Source organism: Haladaptatus halobius, assembly GCF_020618475.1.
GTDB classification, from domain to species: domain Archaea; phylum Halobacteriota; class Halobacteria; order Halobacteriales; family Haladaptataceae; genus Haladaptatus; species Haladaptatus halobius.
In genome coordinates, this window is the sequence record NZ_CP085342.1 from 105,624 (window position 1) to 121,553 (window position 15,930).

Annotated in this window: 17 protein-coding genes; 7 read left to right on the forward strand and 10 right to left on the reverse strand. The window is 51.4% G+C overall.

Going from position 1 to position 15,930, the window contains the following annotated elements:
• Positions 1-113: 113 nt before the first annotated feature.
• Positions 114-518: a hypothetical protein gene (locus tag LIW51_RS37805; protein WP_227380826.1), complete on the forward strand. Its 405-nt coding sequence runs from the start codon at positions 114-116 to the stop codon at positions 516-518.
• A 120-nt stretch (positions 519-638) separates the two neighbouring features.
• Here the strand turns inward: LIW51_RS37805 and LIW51_RS37810 are convergent, their stop codons facing one another.
• The 5 genes from LIW51_RS37810 to LIW51_RS37830 all read right to left on the reverse strand — a co-directional run bounded on the left by LIW51_RS37810 (position 639) and on the right by LIW51_RS37830 (position 6,182).
• The gene (locus LIW51_RS37810; RefSeq protein WP_227380827.1) at positions 639-1,958 is read right to left on the reverse strand and encodes a sulfatase-like hydrolase/transferase; all 1,320 of its coding nucleotides are present in this window, start codon (positions 1,956-1,958) and stop codon (positions 639-641) included.
• Between the two features lie 117 nt (positions 1,959-2,075).
• The gene (locus tag LIW51_RS37815) at positions 2,076-3,488 is read right to left on the reverse strand and encodes a sulfatase (RefSeq protein WP_227380828.1); all 1,413 of its coding nucleotides are present in this window, start codon (positions 3,486-3,488) and stop codon (positions 2,076-2,078) included.
• Positions 3,489-4,152: 664 nt separating this feature from the next.
• Positions 4,153-4,383 (reverse strand): DUF7120 family protein, encoded by a 231-nt coding sequence (locus tag LIW51_RS37820; protein WP_227380829.1) that lies wholly within the window; start codon positions 4,381-4,383, stop codon positions 4,153-4,155.
• A 163-nt stretch (positions 4,384-4,546) separates the two neighbouring features.
• Entirely contained in the window at positions 4,547-5,206 is a 660-nt protein-coding gene (locus tag LIW51_RS37825) for a helix-turn-helix domain-containing protein (RefSeq protein WP_227380830.1), read from the reverse strand.
• Positions 5,207-5,534: 328 nt separating this feature from the next.
• Entirely contained in the window at positions 5,535-6,182 is a 648-nt protein-coding gene (locus LIW51_RS37830; RefSeq protein ID WP_227380831.1) for a helix-turn-helix domain-containing protein, read from the reverse strand.
• Between the two features lie 188 nt (positions 6,183-6,370).
• Here LIW51_RS37830 and LIW51_RS37835 point away from each other — a divergent pair, with 188 nt between their 5' ends.
• The 4 genes from LIW51_RS37835 to LIW51_RS37850 all read left to right on the forward strand — a co-directional run bounded on the left by LIW51_RS37835 (position 6,371) and on the right by LIW51_RS37850 (position 9,041).
• The gene (locus LIW51_RS37835; protein ID WP_227380832.1) at positions 6,371-6,799 is read left to right on the forward strand and encodes a hypothetical protein; all 429 of its coding nucleotides are present in this window, start codon (positions 6,371-6,373) and stop codon (positions 6,797-6,799) included.
• A gap of 133 nt (positions 6,800-6,932) precedes the next feature.
• The gene (locus LIW51_RS37840; protein ID WP_227380833.1) at positions 6,933-7,325 is read left to right on the forward strand and encodes a DUF7344 domain-containing protein; all 393 of its coding nucleotides are present in this window, start codon (positions 6,933-6,935) and stop codon (positions 7,323-7,325) included.
• Positions 7,326-7,492: 167 nt separating this feature from the next.
• Entirely contained in the window at positions 7,493-7,708 is a 216-nt protein-coding gene (locus LIW51_RS37845) for a hypothetical protein (protein WP_227380834.1), read from the forward strand.
• A gap of 448 nt (positions 7,709-8,156) precedes the next feature.
• Entirely contained in the window at positions 8,157-9,041 is an 885-nt protein-coding gene (locus LIW51_RS37850; RefSeq protein WP_227380835.1) for an NAD-dependent epimerase/dehydratase family protein, read from the forward strand.
• Between the two features lie 83 nt (positions 9,042-9,124).
• Here the strand turns inward: LIW51_RS37850 and LIW51_RS37855 are convergent, their stop codons facing one another.
• Positions 9,125-9,397: a hypothetical protein gene (locus LIW51_RS37855; RefSeq protein ID WP_227380836.1), complete on the reverse strand. Its 273-nt coding sequence runs from the start codon at positions 9,395-9,397 to the stop codon at positions 9,125-9,127.
• A gap of 164 nt (positions 9,398-9,561) precedes the next feature.
• Positions 9,562-9,807, reverse strand: coding sequence for a hypothetical protein (locus LIW51_RS37860; RefSeq protein WP_227380837.1), 246 nt, complete (start codon positions 9,805-9,807; stop codon positions 9,562-9,564).
• A 1,042-nt stretch (positions 9,808-10,849) separates the two neighbouring features.
• On the opposite strand from LIW51_RS37860, the gene LIW51_RS37865 reads away from it, so the two are divergent.
• Both LIW51_RS37865 and LIW51_RS37870 read left to right on the forward strand, forming a co-directional pair.
• Positions 10,850-11,239, forward strand: a complete 390-nt coding sequence (locus tag LIW51_RS37865; RefSeq protein ID WP_227380838.1) for a DUF6788 family protein — start codon at positions 10,850-10,852, stop codon at positions 11,237-11,239.
• Between the two features lie 692 nt (positions 11,240-11,931).
• Positions 11,932-12,306 carry a DUF7853 family protein gene (locus LIW51_RS37870; RefSeq protein ID WP_227380839.1) on the forward strand — a complete coding sequence of 125 codons (375 nt, stop codon included), beginning with the start codon at positions 11,932-11,934 and terminating at the stop codon, positions 12,304-12,306.
• A 431-nt stretch (positions 12,307-12,737) separates the two neighbouring features.
• Here the strand turns inward: LIW51_RS37870 and LIW51_RS37875 are convergent, their stop codons facing one another.
• The 3 genes from LIW51_RS37875 to LIW51_RS37885 form a co-directional block, all read right to left on the reverse strand.
• A complete protein-coding gene (locus LIW51_RS37875) occupies positions 12,738-12,881 on the reverse strand; it encodes a hypothetical protein (protein ID WP_227380840.1) in 144 nt (47 codons plus the stop codon).
• 325 nt (positions 12,882-13,206) lie between these two features.
• Positions 13,207-13,947 carry a mechanosensitive ion channel family protein gene (locus LIW51_RS37880; RefSeq protein WP_227380841.1) on the reverse strand — a complete coding sequence of 247 codons (741 nt, stop codon included), beginning with the start codon at positions 13,945-13,947 and terminating at the stop codon, positions 13,207-13,209.
• Positions 13,948-14,479: 532 nt separating this feature from the next.
• A complete protein-coding gene (locus tag LIW51_RS37885; protein WP_227380842.1) occupies positions 14,480-15,871 on the reverse strand; it encodes a right-handed parallel beta-helix repeat-containing protein in 1,392 nt (463 codons plus the stop codon).
• Positions 15,872-15,930 lie beyond the last annotated feature (59 nt).

Here is a 15,930-nt window from a genome sequence, read left to right on the forward strand (position 1 = left end):
GTGAACAGTAGACGACGGCAGGTTTGTCGGCACCGCAATAGCTGATTTGACTGCGACACTCCTCGATTCGCTCGTTTTTCTCCTTTCTCGGCTCTCAGTCGCTACTCAACTCAATGAGTGAATCAGGCATGGCACGGCTGCCGGTTGGGGACCAGGTGATCGGCACCGAAGGCGGTGATCCTGAATGGCAGCGCAAGGCTGTTACGAATTGGACACGGTTTCACTGTTATCACACGACTGTTCGATTATGCCTTGTATTTGCAAGCAGGCCTGTTACAAGGCTAAGAGCGGAGATTGAGGTAGGGGGAGTAGGTGTGACAGGGCATTCATCACAGAGCGATTGTTGTTCATCAGAGGAGCATGAGGAATGGCCGACATTCGATCTCGGCTACATAATCGAAGTGATTGGAGGTGTTGAATACGTCTATATCGAGGCGAGAGAGGATCGTACTGGGTTCTTCTCGCCATGGATTGCGATCGATAGAGAGAGTGCCGTACCATTCGACGAAATACCGTGACTCACCACGAGGATGAGTTCGAAAATAATCGACCATACCGTTGCTGTAGATACGAACTGCGCTGAGAAGCAGGTCGCCTATATCTCTACCCAAGGTAGCTCCTCTGAGACTCCAGCTATGTCATGCATATCCTAGGTCTCTGAGCTGTTGTTTTACCGGATCAGCGACCTCGACGGTCTCGTTTGCAGTCTCACGAACATCAAGCGTATGTTGAAGTCCCTTGAGCGATTTTCGCGGGTCGGAAACGGCCGGTGAGCCGTCTTCTTGCCACCCATTTCGTGTTTTATAGCCATAGTATGAATCCGGGAGGGCAATACCAGTGAGTGGCGCATCATACGTCTCGATAAGCGAGTCGAGATAGCCAGCCTTCCGCATCATTCGAATCCGCGGGGATCGAAGCCCCTCATATTCAACCAACCGTGGTTGGTCTGCGATCTCCCCCAGTAAATGCTGCCCTCGGGACGGAACATCCACGTCAGCGAATTCGAGAATCGTTCGATGGACGTCAAGAATACTTGTTGTCTTTAGACACCGACCGCTGCAATCGGGTCCCGAGACCACGAGCGGAATATGAGCCAGCTCCGGATATACACCATGTAAATGCCGCCAACTACCGTGCTCGCCGAATAATTCTCCGTGATCACTCATCGTGATTATGTAGTCAAAATCCCGCTCAAGCTCGGCGAAAATCTGTCGATACTGGTCTGCAAGGTAATGAACCGCTTCGTCATATGCTCTGCGGATATGGTTTCTGTCTGGCTCATCATCGGTGAGCGTGGCAGCGACTTCGTTATAGGACGAGTCATCGATCGTCCCGGATGGCGGTGAGTATGGAGCATGAGTTTCCATGAGATTTACAAACAGAAATTCATCGTCTCCATATTCTGTTTCCTGCACCGTTTCAAGGAATTTGGCTGCACCATCGTCGGTTTGTTTCCCGAATCGATCCTTCGATCGTTTTATCATGCCTTGTTTGATTGAGGCTCGGATGCGGTATTGGCCAGCGAATGCCCGTCGTGCCACGTCCGTATATCGCTGTAATCCTGTGGTATCCTGATTGATTTCCAGGATCTCCTTCCACCCTTTCAAACTTTTACTGTTGACGTTTATTCGCCAGGTGCCTTCGAACGTGTCGAACCCTCTATCAAATCCAAACACAGGCGATACCATCAGATTCGCGCTAAATGCTCGTGTTGTATAGCCCGCTTGGTGAAGGCACTCTGCTATTGCTGGTTCTGGACAGTCAAAACCTTCTGATTTCGCATGGACGCCGAGCTCACTTGCATACTTTCCTGTGAACAATGATGCATGCGCAGGCATCGTCCATTTCGCAGTTGACCATGCGTGGTCGAATCGCTTGCCTGGTAGCCAATCGAATTCTGCATCAAAGGCATCTTTGCGGAGGGTATCTAAAACAACGAGGGCGACGTTAACCATCATTAGAATAAAGCCCTACGAGATTGCTAATACTTCTACTTGCATTTTCAAGCAACGGTTGGTCCGTTTGGCTGCTTTTATATATTCAGGATTGTCTTCAACTAATCAGTGATTCGGATCTCACAGATAGCCTAAATCACGAAGTCGCTCTTTTGATTCAGTAGATATTGAGGACGAGAAAGGATCACGCTCCGGCGGCTTCTGAGCTGTTTGACTCCTCAATTCGGTCGCAAGCTCATCTTCGATTACTAACCCTTGACCGATGAGATCACGAGATTCTGTCTGATCATCGCTGATCTCGTATAGTTCCTGACTCCCATCGGATGCATGGATAAACTTGTACTCGTGTGTCCGAATCGCGCATAGTGAGCGACCGTAGTGAGAGATTTGTGCTGCGAGTGATCCGAACCGTTGTTCGAGGTCGTCAAGTGATGGCTGAGGTGCACTGTACTCGCTAATGATCTGCTCCCGAATCGGTGCGTTTGATCCGGGGTGAAATGAGTATCCCTGAAATTGACTTCGTGTGGATGGTGCCTTTATCCCGACTTCATCCAACAAGGTCGGTGCGAGATCAGACAACTGGATGAGTCGGTTTGTCGCCGTCCTGGCGGAAAACGCACCACCAGTGATAACCAGGGGAATATGAAGCAACGTGTCATAGATGTTGTACTGATGTCCAAGAAATCCATGCTCCCCAATATTTTCCCCATGGTCGGCTGTAATCACGAAAATTGTATCGTCCCAATCTCCACTCGTCTGTAGTTCATTTACTATCTTCTCAATATTCGCGTCAAGATATGTAATCTCACCCCGATACAATGCTCTCAAAACGTCAAACTCATCTTTCGAAATCGATGTCTCCCCAATGTCGTGTCGGCGGGGATCCTGCGGGATCTGCAATGCCTCTTCATAACTGTATTCTGCTGGCAGTTCATCTGTAACGTATTTTTCTGGTGGCGCGTATTCCAGATGCGCATCAATATAGTTAGCAAAGAGGAAGTAGGGACGAGAATCGTCCCGCGTAGCCATCCAGTCAGTGATCCATGTCGTTGTTTTTTCAGCTCGGGTATCTTTCTGGTCTCCTTGGCTCTCTTTCGAGAGAGTTCCCTGATCGGTTTCAGGCGCTTTAGCTATATTCCAGGCATGAAGAAAGGATTCGAATCCACTGTCAAACCTAAATTCTTCGCTCACCCAGGTGTTGTTCGAAATCCCAACTGTCTCGTACCCTGCTGCAGCGAACACATCCGCTACTGTGGTGAGTTCTGGGTTTAACCGTGGTTTTCGACCAGTGGTTTGATGCGTAGAGGGTTTAGTACCAGTAAACAGACTCGCATGAGATGGGAGTGACCATGGTGCATCAGCAAATGCATTCTGATATTCTGTTCCCGTATCTGCAAGTCTGGCGATTGTCGGGGTTAATGTCTTCCTTGCGGGAACAGTCTCCTTCCCTCGTACAGTGTCAAGTACGAGAACGATAACGTTCTTTGGTGGGGAAGTGTGTGGAGAGCTTCGCCGAGGAACCAGATTCGCCATACTATATCACCCATGTGTCATTTTGGTGGCAACTTGCAAAATCAAGTTGGTTGCCAATGAAAGGGGTTTAAAAAATCGACAGCCAGTGCTCTCATTGTAATCATTTCGTCGCTCCTCAATCTTGTGCAGTCCATACCGACTATGACGTTCCTTCACAATCAACCATTTTATTTTTGACCTTCGAAAGGTCTGCCGAGTGACTCAAGTCGGATGCGGTCGAATAACTCAAAGATAATCAATGACTGACAAGGAAGTCCAATGTCCTCGGTGTCGCTCTATGTCCGTGAGAAAACGGCATGACGGGCGTTGGGTCTGTTTCAATCTGTACTGTAAGGCGGTTTTTTATTCTGATAGGAGCAGGACCACGATCGACGGCCTCTACCCGAGAGACGGTCCCGCAACGGAGAGAAATCAATGAAAGAATTGCCATCATGCCCCAAATGCGGTGATCCCATCCACAAAGTGGTTTATGAGAGTCCAGAGTCCGATGGATCCGGGGTACAGATAGAGCCATGTGGTTGTATCGTTTCCGAAGAGAAGTACACCGCGATCAAATAGCGAGAAATCAAAATCGAGCCTGTATGGCAGCCGGTTTACTCACAGTAGTTTGGAGTGGTTCAACTCCAATAGAGATGACCTCGGCTATAAATCCTTGTTGACGTTGTTAGAGTGGGTCGTCTTGTTGGCTCGCAGGATCCTGCTGATCATCAATAGCTCGAGTAAACAGATCATCATCCAGATCCTCTTCGGGGTCATCAGTTGTGTCATGGGATGAGATACCAAGTGAGAGGAGTTCTTCGATCGCTTGCTCGCGATTCAGGAAAGCATCCTGTTCGACAAGGCGGTCAATGTCGCTATCAATACGGTCGGACAGCGTCACCTCAAACGTAACCATAGACAAAATCTATTCCTGAAAAGAGATTAACTCTTGGGCTAGAATAGCTCTCCCTAGTAATGCTGTTTTATCTCAGAGACTGCGGCTAGGTTGATGATGTCGACCGTATCGGCGCCGCCCAGCAGTGCCGGCAGTGCAATAGATGACCTCTCTTTTCTGGCCGTCATTCAGCATTCTTACTAATCAATGTATTTTTCATGAGCTTTTCGTGGCCGCGCCGGAGGCGTTCAGAGACAGCTTGGTGTGAGATTCCGAGCTCGTCAGCGAGATCACTTGCATCAATCTCACGTGGCACCGTGTAATACCCATGCTCATGGGCGAGTATGAGCATCTCTTGTTGCTCTGCAGTGAGGCCAAAGCGGCCGTGGCGGCCATCTTCTAATCGGTACAGATTCCGGATTGTAAGCGAGAGGCCGTGTTCCTGACAGTGTTCGTAGGTTCGCGAAAGCGCCGCCCGTTCCGGAACCACGATACGGAAGTGCCAGCTCTGCTCAGCGCCCCTTGCGGCAAGCACTGTCCCTTCTTCCTCAGTCAGGAGCCGGACAAGCATTTCAATCTGGTCGACCCACTCCATTCTGTAGAGCCGCTCGTCTTCGAGATCTACGAGTAATTCAATATATTCAATACTGGGATCCTCTGCAAGAACCGCTTCGGTCGCCTCATGATTCCCGTCGCTCACCCAGACGAAAGGCATGAGGTGATCATCAGGGTGAGCAACAACACGTTCAATTTCAACGGTCAATCCGTCAATCGTACTCAACGTCTGACCAAGGGCGAATTCATCAGCGGGGATCTCGACCTCAGCAACCGTTCCAGTCGTCATTGGTCAGTCGCTAATGGTTCGTCACGCTGTTCCCCTCCGTTTATCACCGCTCTCATGGGTAGATACTTGAGATAGTCAAATACCTCATTCTGGTTAGTGTCGAACATGCGGTCAAAGACGCGCCTCACGAATGCACTGTGATTGTTATAGTGATCCCCTGCATATACAGCCGTCTCGGGTGGTTGAGGCTGATAGGCATTATTCATTCGCTGGCTCCGTTACTGTGTTCCGACAAATCCTCGCCCATTTTTTGGGACATTCTGCTATAAGCGGTTGATAGTATAGCATGACTACTCATGCTCTTATATGTATATCTAATCGGGTGCCCCTACTCTTTCGGCGTAATGAGGATCTTTGTAACCAGTTGGTCGATTCCCCTTCGGAGTCGTTCTGAGGCAGCTTGACTGGAAATGTCAAGTGTGTTCGCCACCTCTTCCATCGTGGCGTCACGCGGGATGCGATAATAGCCCTGCTCGACAGCCGCGACAAGTGCGTCACGCTGCGCTGTTGTCAGTTCCCCCATCTCTTGTCGGGGTGAGCTTGGTTCATAGAGGTCGAGTAAGCGAAACGGATGATTTTGCTCAGCTAAGTAATCCTGAAAGTCCTCGAACTGGTCTCTGGTGGCGAAGCGAATACGAAGACGCCAGTTACCGTTGTGGGTCTCGGCGTTGAGAATTGATCCTTCTGTGTCAATAAGTGCGTTAATGAACTGTTCCACAGCGTCACTCCATTCAACCTGATAGTACCCCTCCTCATTGAATTTCTCAGTCATAACAATCGTATCGACCGTCGGATCGGCTTCGAGTGCTGCGTCGAAGGCGTCGAGATCATCACCTGCCACCCAGAGACAAGGCATCACCCAGACAGTACCGTGAGCAGCAATTCGTTCAGCTTTGACTGTTATATCTGGAGCTGCGTCAAGTGCGTGCCCAAGCGCAAATCCATCCGCCGGGATCGAAAACGTCGCAACGAACATAGATTCAGTACGTACTGGAGATAGAAAACGAATCGCCCCCTTGAAAGGTGCCTACAGCTACCCACATCGTGAATAGACGATAATTACCGTTCTACGCTCCCATGTGACTTATTACTGATGTTTTTGACCAGTAAGATTCTCTGAAGGTAGATAAACTAGCTGATGGATCTCGACGAGGCTGTTTGAGAGTGCTTAATGCCAGAATAGGGATTAGACTGGCGAGCGAAGAGATATTTATGCCACCTCTTTTGGAACATGAGCAACTCCCAGCTGGCTGGATACAAACGCCGATACGCGGGGGTGAAATGGGAGTCCACAATGACACTCTTGAGCTGACACTCGAAGCAGAGCAGATTTTTTCTCCCGACCACTGTGCTCCCTCCCAAAAGCAGAGAGATCAGTGGGAACTCAAACTTATCGATACCGCAGCAAATCAATTCACCACCTGTTATCTACTTGGGACAGTCTCCACAAAACGCCACGCAATTGAAGCGCTGCTCACCGCCATGGAGACCGTGAACCACTACGAAGGCACAGTATCAATTAGCCACCGCCGACGGATTGCTCTCTTCCGCGAACGAATTACAGACGAATGTCCTATTCATCCATCTAAATAGGTCGCCGACCTAAATTTGCCATTTTCCCCATACAATAAGTCAGTTTGAGTGGCAAGGAGTTTTATTGTGTCTCCCACCGGTTGTGAACTAGCTCCACACCAAATCCGAAAGAGAGAGAGCACCCGAGGATACTATGACATCCACCCAAGGAGAAACGTATCCCTTTGATGCGTTGAATGAGAATACCTCGACCAGACTGTCAGAAGTAACAATTCAGGAGCTACTCAAAAATCCCCGGCAACGTGCGATTCTTAATTATCTACATGCCCACGACGGACCGGTTGAGATTGAGGCGATAATTGAACAACTAACACTCCAGGAGAGTGACGCTTATCCGAGTGATACAACGACTGAACTCGCTGAGCAAGTCGCAATTGCGGTCTGGACAATTCATCTGCCAGCACTTGCAGAACACGACATCGTCAGGTACGATCGCCAAAGCGGAATGGTTCGGTGGTGGCGCAATGCTGGCCAACTCACTACTCATCTTGAGGATCCTCCCGACTACACCCTTCAAGAGGAGTAACGTACCTCATATTGGTTCACAAGCTGAACCTATTGCTACAAGCCAAAGCCAACGGAGAGAAATATTCGGGAGTCTCCTGTTTTCCCTCTCTTTCACCCGGTTCCTCACACGTTACATCTCCGTGAAAATGTCCCTCGTTTACACGTTTGGGCAACCAGTGATTCTCTATGCTCAACGACGACCCACCCTCTGCCGACGAAGATGTGGCACGACTCCGTCTTAAACTCCGCCATACCAACCTCTCTACCTTCGTAGAACACGGCTTTCTCACCTGGGATCACAACGAGAATCTCGTGAAGAAGGGCCCCCGATTCGACGCCGTCACCCCAGTGTCGGATCTCCCGAATAACCACGGTGGCGAACTCCCCGATGAATATCTGTAGCACGACACCAATTCGGTTGCTCAATCTCCGTGAATTGGAAGAACAGTGCTGGGTGCTGGTACACCCGGCGCATTTCGACATGCCAGAGGGCACCGTTCTTCCAGCAGACTTTAGGGTACTTCCGGATGAATTTACAGACACTCACACTGTAGCTTGATGAACTAGTTGAAAGTGAGCTGATCCGAATTATATAGACACAGTGCTCCGAGAATCCCCGCAATGGTGTGATATTCGCGGCCGGGTAGCGGAGGGGAAATGTTTGAGTTTTCTGGGCGGTAACGCTGTTTCCGCGCTTACGGACAATAATCTGGAACTTTCCTGAAACGGTTGATGAGCGCATGCTCACTGATCAGAGCACGGTCAGAAGTCAACTATTTAAAGTATACGTCAGCTTTTCTCGACTTTAAAGGCAACCAGATACTTAGAGTGCGAAGCCGTATTGCACTGCATGAATATCCTTGTAACCGGTGGCGATGGATTTGTTGGTCGCAATCTGTGTCGTGAACTCGCAGACGACGGCCACGACCTCACGGTTCTCTCACGGACTCCTGACCCGTCAGTGTTACCCGATGGAACCGAAACCGTCGCTGGCGATGTCATGGAATATGAGTCGATTGCAGATGCGTTCGCGGGGCAAGATGTCGTTGTCCATCTCGTTGCTCTGTCACCACTCTTTCAACATCCCGACGAACCAAGCCAGGAGACAGTCCAAGTTGACGGGACGCGAAATACGGTACGAGCGGCCATCGAACACGATCTCGATTATCTTGTGCAGATGAGTTCTGTGGGGGTGGATCCGAGCGGCGAGACGGGGTACGTTCGGGGGAAAGCGTGGGCGGAGTGGGTCGCGCTCACTGCTGATATAGATACGGTGATATTCCGTCCAAATATCATGTTCGGTGATGCTGACGAGTTCAGCAACTTGACCGAATTGGGAACGTTTCCTTATGTCACTCCTTTGCCCGATGGTGGCCAGACACCGTTTCAACCACTATGGGTTGGTGATACGGCAGCGATAATTGCAGATACTATTGGAGATGATAATTATCTGAATGGTATTTACGAGCTCGCTGGACCGGAAGAATTGACTCTCGCCGACACTACGCGGCGAATCCATCGATCGAAAGGACAGCCCGTCACGATCCTTCCACTTCCCATGAAATTCGTAGAGGCAGGATTACTGCTCGCTCATTTCATTCCCCAAGTTCCCTTCGGGATTGACCAAGCCCGATCGCTGAAGATGGATTTGACGTCCAGTCGTAACGATCTCGCCGTATTCGACCGCAATGAGAGCGATCTTCTGACGTTTGATGCGTATCTCGAACGATCCTAATTTGGGCGGACAACCTATCCTCTTCGATACGTAGATACCATCATTTTAGAATCATCAATTCTGATAAAAACCGGTTTTCACCGTTACTGTGCTCTATCAGCCCTATTCATGTACTTCCTTCTCGTAGCAAATCGATCAACGGCTCCAGAAACATTCTTGGGTAAGAGGTGTCGCGAGTCACCATCCTGCCACTCTACCACCACCTGCCCTACCCCACGATACTGGTTTCCCACAATGACCTTCGCAAACATCCCGAGCAATACACTCTCGGCAAACCGCTCGCCAACCGATTTTGACTTCTGGTCAAAGAGGAGAGCATCTTCAGCCCTATACGCATCGTGCAGATCAGCTGCCATCTCATGGACACTCTCATCGCCCCCAATGGTATTCGCAAAATTAATCGTTTGATCTCAATGACTGGTGGAATTGCCATATATTGGCCATGCGACGGTATCATTCTCCGTCGATGAGAACGGAGCCTACCAAGGTTCCCCTGTCGCAGGAGACCTTCAGCAGTATCTCAACGTGGAGAGGCGACCGATGGCGGGGTCAGAATTGGCCGCTTTGCGTCGAGGTCGCGATGTCCCTGCTGCTTTGCATACCGTGCCCAGGACTGCAGATACGCACGTGATTCTCGAAGTTCAACGTTGAGTGGCGCAGCTGCTTCATGCTGTGGATCACCATAGAACCACTGCTCGTCGAATACGGGAGACTGCGACTCAAACTGCGGATCTCCGTAGTACCACTCCTCAACGTTCATTGTCATTTTGCATTCCTCCTTGCCGTGGATCCTCACTCCTGACGTTACTGAGCAGGCGGACTGACTCTCTACCCCTTAGTCCGTGCGCCAACAGCATGAATTATATTACCTATTTACCAACAGAATGTATAACAATCGCAAGTCGACAACCACTCACATCAGCAGAGAATTTCGAGACGCGGCAGCACCTCCTTCCGTTACTTCTAAAACGGACGTGACCCATCCCTGGAAGACTCCTCCCTTGCTCTCTCCCGCGCCTCGGATCGTTGATCTACACAAAATATCGTTCACGAGAAGAATGAATACGAAGTAATATAAGATACCTGGAGGACGCGTGGAACGAGAACTTTCGTGGAGAGGGTGTGGTCATAGTGACGGGAAGCCAGCCCACCACCAGCGCTCTCGGCACCGCCACGCGTCCACCGGACCCCGGAAACCCGTGTTGCGCCCACTGGCTCAGGGCAGTTCTTTCATCGCGTGACTCATCCTTAGTTATTAGTTGTGTACGCAGCTACAGGGAGTAGTTGTCTCCCAGCTATTATTGTGGAGTGTTACTCACAATCGAGCTCGATCGAAGACTGAGGAAATCATACGTAATTGGAAGCGTTTTCTGGTGGCGGTCGATTCAGAACCAGGACAGTTCGGACATACCTGATTGCGGACGTGGGAAAAAGTGGAGCCGAAAACACAGGTACAAGTAGTAGTCCAAGAGTCAAATTCATCGGTAGCAATGAAGGTACGCTCGTACCAGATAGCCGTCCGCTATCACTATTACCAGTACTGGTGCTAGTGCCGTCAATTAGTCACTGCTAGGTGGTGAGAGCAAAACAGGAACCGGGAAGCATGACCGAGTTTCAGATGGATATTTTAGCTTATAATCTTGCCATCTTTGTCGTACTACTGGTTATCAAGTAACCGAGCTCGACAAAAACTACTCGACTCCAATACTTGGATGTCGTGAAGATCCCTCCGAAACTGATGCTTTCCTCGTACCTAATACAGCTATCCCCTCTCCCGCTGTATTGTCTGTTAAGGGAGTGAATTACTGATGCTGACTATTCCCACCCCACCCGACTCACTGCCGAAATATCTTGCCGAGGGGCTGCAAAAGCAGGATGTCGAGACGCTGAACGACGTTGAGGCGTATACCCAAGAACTCCGCTTATATCGGGCGGCGCAGGCACATGCCACGCGCGCCCTGGCCGCCGAAGACCATGACGTTGACCCGGTGACAGCCGACGAACTCGCCGAGAAAGTCCACGCAAAGGACATCCCCGAAGATGCTGTCGATTGGGACGAGATTTTCGCCTCGGGGGTGCCAGCGAAGGCGACGCTGACGACGAAGACCATCAACGACAACCAGTACTGGTATTTCCAGTGGCGGGAGGGCGACCAGATGAAATCACAGTGTATTGCGCCAGTCACTCCGAATCGGTGACTGCTTCCGATCCCCGAAGGTGACGAGGAGGGATGTTTTCGTGTCTTGGCCATATACTACTCCATGAACCGGTGGGGTGTCTATGAGCATGTCAAACACGAATGGCGATACTAATGTCGTCCAAACCGAACTTCGTCTTGACGAACTGAACGATGCTAGAATGAGAATTGTGCTAACAAGAAACGAACACTGCATTGCCATCTCCTTCACTAGAACGTCAGCAGTATCATAGTCGTCCAATAAACCACAGGAGATCTCGAGTAAGGTGGCGGTGGTGCAGCGGTTCTGGAGCCCGGAGTTGATTGTCACCGAGTCCACCCGTCGTGATCTGGGACTGGCTAGTCCGTCATTGATCCAGCTCATGCTGGACATCCTCGGTCAAGAGGTCGAGCTCCTAGTTATACAGCCCGATCTCGATGGGACAACTCGTCGAATGAATCTCCAGACGACTCGGTGACTGCGGTTTGAGCTTTTCATCTTACGCTAAACCCTCGTCCCAGCTCGACCGCCAAGATGAGTGGAGTTACGTTTAACGACCGTTATATGAATGTGGCGTTCGGTTGGGCGTAGATCATATGAATAAGGCTGCGAAATTACCGGTAAGCCATGTAGGACGGTTACTTCGGCGACCGTCTCATCTCCACATTGACGGAGGCCATTAACTACTCCTTTTCACAGTCTCTACTTTATAGATGGCCACGACGGCCGTGCCCATGAACGTCTCCAGCCACCGACAGGCGGTTCGCCTCAACCTGTCCCGGAAAGAACAGTGGGTGCTCCATCATGTGGTGTTAGATCGTATCGAATTAGAAACACGGGACCCAGAGGATACCGATCCACCGCCACTTCGTGTGTTCCATGCGTTCGAGAAACTGAACGCCCATGCTAAAACGGAGAGCCAGCAGTTCACATTCACACTGGGTGAACGAGAGTGCCTATACGAGCAACTCCGCCGGTACGCCATGGAGCCACATACACCGGAATGCGACCGTACTGTCGCCATCCAGCTACTGCCACGACTTGCAAATCCCATGCGTAGGGGCTTGGTCTGTAACGAGAGCGGATAACGAATGACTTGCATCCCTTTTTTATACGTAACTAATCGAGATGGGCCGGGTGGGACAGAGGCAGACGTTCTTGCGGTAGGTGCACTAGAATAAGCATCTGGAGGAGGACGATCACCCTCTACCCGTGGATTAAATAACTAAAGCCCATTTGATCTATGTCGACCTGACTCAACAGCGCCGACTTAAGCACTTCTGAGGGCTTGGATGGTGGCTATTGGTTAGGACCCCTCGATCGTAAGCATCCTCCGATAGATGGTTAGACGTTATTCATCTGTTGGCTGGTTGTTTCACCACATATTAAGCACGTTATCGCCCTGGCGGTAACGTCGCGTTGTTCGTCCGACATGGTCTGTTAACACTGATTTCGTCTTCTCGTCGTAGATTTCATACGTTCGCAATCCAGCACAACGGTTCGATGAAACTTGCTCAGTTTATTTATTGCTCATCTCCCAGAATTGCAGTCGCGACTCGGAAAACAGTCGTCTCGGTCGTTCTCGAACCGAATCGATGCGCGCTTCGACGAGCAGTTCCTCGAGTGCTACAACTCCGACCGCCTCCATTTCGAACCCCACCACGTGCGCGGACGCGGTAGCGCCGTGGTCTCGTGGGTCGATTCTGCGACCAAAATCCTATCACTAGTTCTGTTTATATCGACTCGTCCACTGGCGCGACGTGCTCTCTTATTCGCACTCGACTCTAAATCCGGAGCAGGAACAACAATCTTCATAGGGGAGGATGACTGTTGGTGGTGGGTCGGCTTTCGTAGCGCCCGCTGTCACCCCGACAGAGACGTAAAACGAGAGCAATAAACCTGATTCTGTGTTAAGCCCAGCGATACCTAGCATCTCTCAGTTCACTAGAGCAATTGCTGTTAACTGCTGAAAATTGGAACGGTTCCTCTCAGTCGTCGTCGCTCGGTTGCGGACTCGGGGTTCCCTGATTCGCGCTGCTCATCCACCCCTCGATGTGTTCGGCGACATAGTCCCGACCACCCCATCCGAAGGCAACACCAGCGCCGATGGCGATGGCCGCGGCAAGGCCCCACGCAAGGGCACGAGCGAACAGATAGAGAATACCCACGTCAATGCCCATCGTGTCGAGACCGATGACGATGGCAGTGAAGTACAGGAACAGTCGAGTCCCTGTGGCGAACCACTGGGTGTACGCGGTATGGGTCGCCGCGCGGGTTCGCATGATCGCGTCGCCGATGAAATCAGCGACCACGAATCCTAAGACGATGACCAACAGTCCCGCAATCAGCGCGGGGAGGTACGAGACTGCGGTGGCAACCCATTGCGAAAGCGTCGCAATCGCGAGTACGTTTGCCGCGGCGAGAATCGCCAGCGCGTAGATGAACCACGCGGCGAGTTTGCCGAACGCTCCCGATACTGCGCTCTCGGTTCCACCGAGCATTCGACCGAGCGGGGTGTCAAGCACCATTCTGTCGAGTTCAATTCGGTCGGCTATTCTACGGACAACTGCCGCTGCGGCGCGGCCGATTATCCAACCGATGAGCAGAATGACGAGTGCACCCACGAGTCGTGGCAGTAATGCGATGAACCCTGAGATAGGGTCTTGCAGCCATCCTGGAAGCCCACCGACCTGTAAGACCGTGCTGGTGAAGACGTCGTAGTGTGTCATGGTTCGTTCTCCTCCACGCAATTGCGTGGTTCACCATAAGGTTGGACTACTATCGGTTTGTTGTTGGCCGCCTAACTCGGAGCGGCGAACGAGTAATGCCGAATGAATCTGCAGTCGTTTCACGGACAATACTGTCGGAGAAAGGTTAGAGAAGTCGAGTTAGCGGTAGGCAACAACCATTCGATACCCAGATTGAAGTGTCCGGGAGACCCAGCTTTTCTGAGGTTTACAGCCCTGCTTCCACGTTGGGATACAAACCCTTACTCTCTTCTGGTAAATTATTGGCCATATTCGTCGCGTTTCCAGTTCTCTTGGAGCACATACAGCATGCCGGATGGGACGCCTAAATTAGGTCTGATTTACCAGTGGTCACCCTCTATCAGGACGATTTGTTCAATTGTATTCTAGAAACACTGAGAAACAGCGAAGTAAATGAAAGGCTTCACTTGAAACAAGGGATGTTTACTGTTGTATTCGGTTCAAAAGGAATTCTTGTGGAGGCCTTGGTACCCCAACGGAATACCGAGCGTTTTTACCCGATGACGCTCCCGTCGACCTGGCTCACCCACTGGCCATTGTTCTCGTCCCAGACGGCCAGACCTGCAGGATTACCACTTCCACTCCCGTCATGGAGCCCCTGATCACCGTCGTACAGTCCAGTGATGGCTGTGAGATTCTGGCGGTTGATGGTTCCGTTCTCACGCGTTCGCATCCCCAGTGGTGACCCACCGCTATAGAAACTCTCTTCCGAGCCGTCAGTTTGGATAGTCGACCGGGAGACGTTGAGGTCGGTCGAGCCCTCATCATCGACGATGTGGCCGCCCCCGTACCCGTTGAATACACAATTCTTGATCTGTCCGTTCTCGCCTGCGTTAATGTGGATGGCGGTGTCGCCGTTGCCGAACGCTTGGAAGTAACACCCTTCGACGAGGAAATTCTCGTTGAGACCGCCGCGGTGGAAGATGAGATCAATCCGGTTGCCGGTCCCAGGCGAGTACTCTTGACCGTTCGACTCGAGGTAGCAGTCCCGGACGGTGAATGCGGCGCTGCGGTCGACCAGCACGCCCCAGTCGTCGCAGTGCTGGATCGTGGAATCCCGGATCGTAGTTCCGGCTCCGCCATGCCGGAGCTGGTAGCCATGATTCCCGGCGCGGTAGACGTTGACGTTGTCGAATAACAGAGAGTTGCTCGCTGAGTTCTGTGGAACATAAACGCCGTCGCCGCCTACGTCCGAAATATTGATATTTCGAAAGTAGTTGTCGTAGACGGTCGAGAATGATGATCCGTACGGCGTTACCACGAGAGCGGTGCCCGAACACCCAAAGATCGAGACATCCTGGACGGTTGCGTTCGTATACCCCCTGATGATAACGGCCTTCTTTCCGCCACGGAGCCGCATGTTGCTGAGCATCGGCGACTCGGTGTTATGCTGCTCACTGGCCTCGAATACAAAGGTATTCGTATTTGAATCGTCGTTGTAGACGAGCGGCGCCGTGTTCGCCATCCCCCGAATATCAACATACTTGTCGACGATTACGGGGAAATTCTCCCTGGCAGGATTGTAGCTGTCGGCGATGAGGATCGCTCCGTTCGCGTCCGAGCCGTTCCCTGGAATCACATCGTGGGCCGCCTGAATAGTCGAGTACTGTCCGTCGCCATCGCCGACGATGTGGATCGTGTCGAAGCTGCTGAAGCCGTCATTACCTGTTCCGTGGTTGGCGCTCGCTCTGCCCATAAACCCGAGGCCGGCCAGCCCGGCGAGTGCGAACAGCCCTCGCCGGCTCACGTCAAGGTCCGATTCGGCCGGCGTTGACGTACGGTCGCGACGCATTTTGGTCGCCTGCTCGTCGTGCGCCTGCCCCTCGTCTACGTCCGCTTTTTCTTTACTGCTCTTCATCTCCGACAAATTTTGGTTCCTACTCATTGCTTCATCACCGCTGGTTTGCATGCCAGCATGGGTTCAAGCAATGACGGAATTAACCT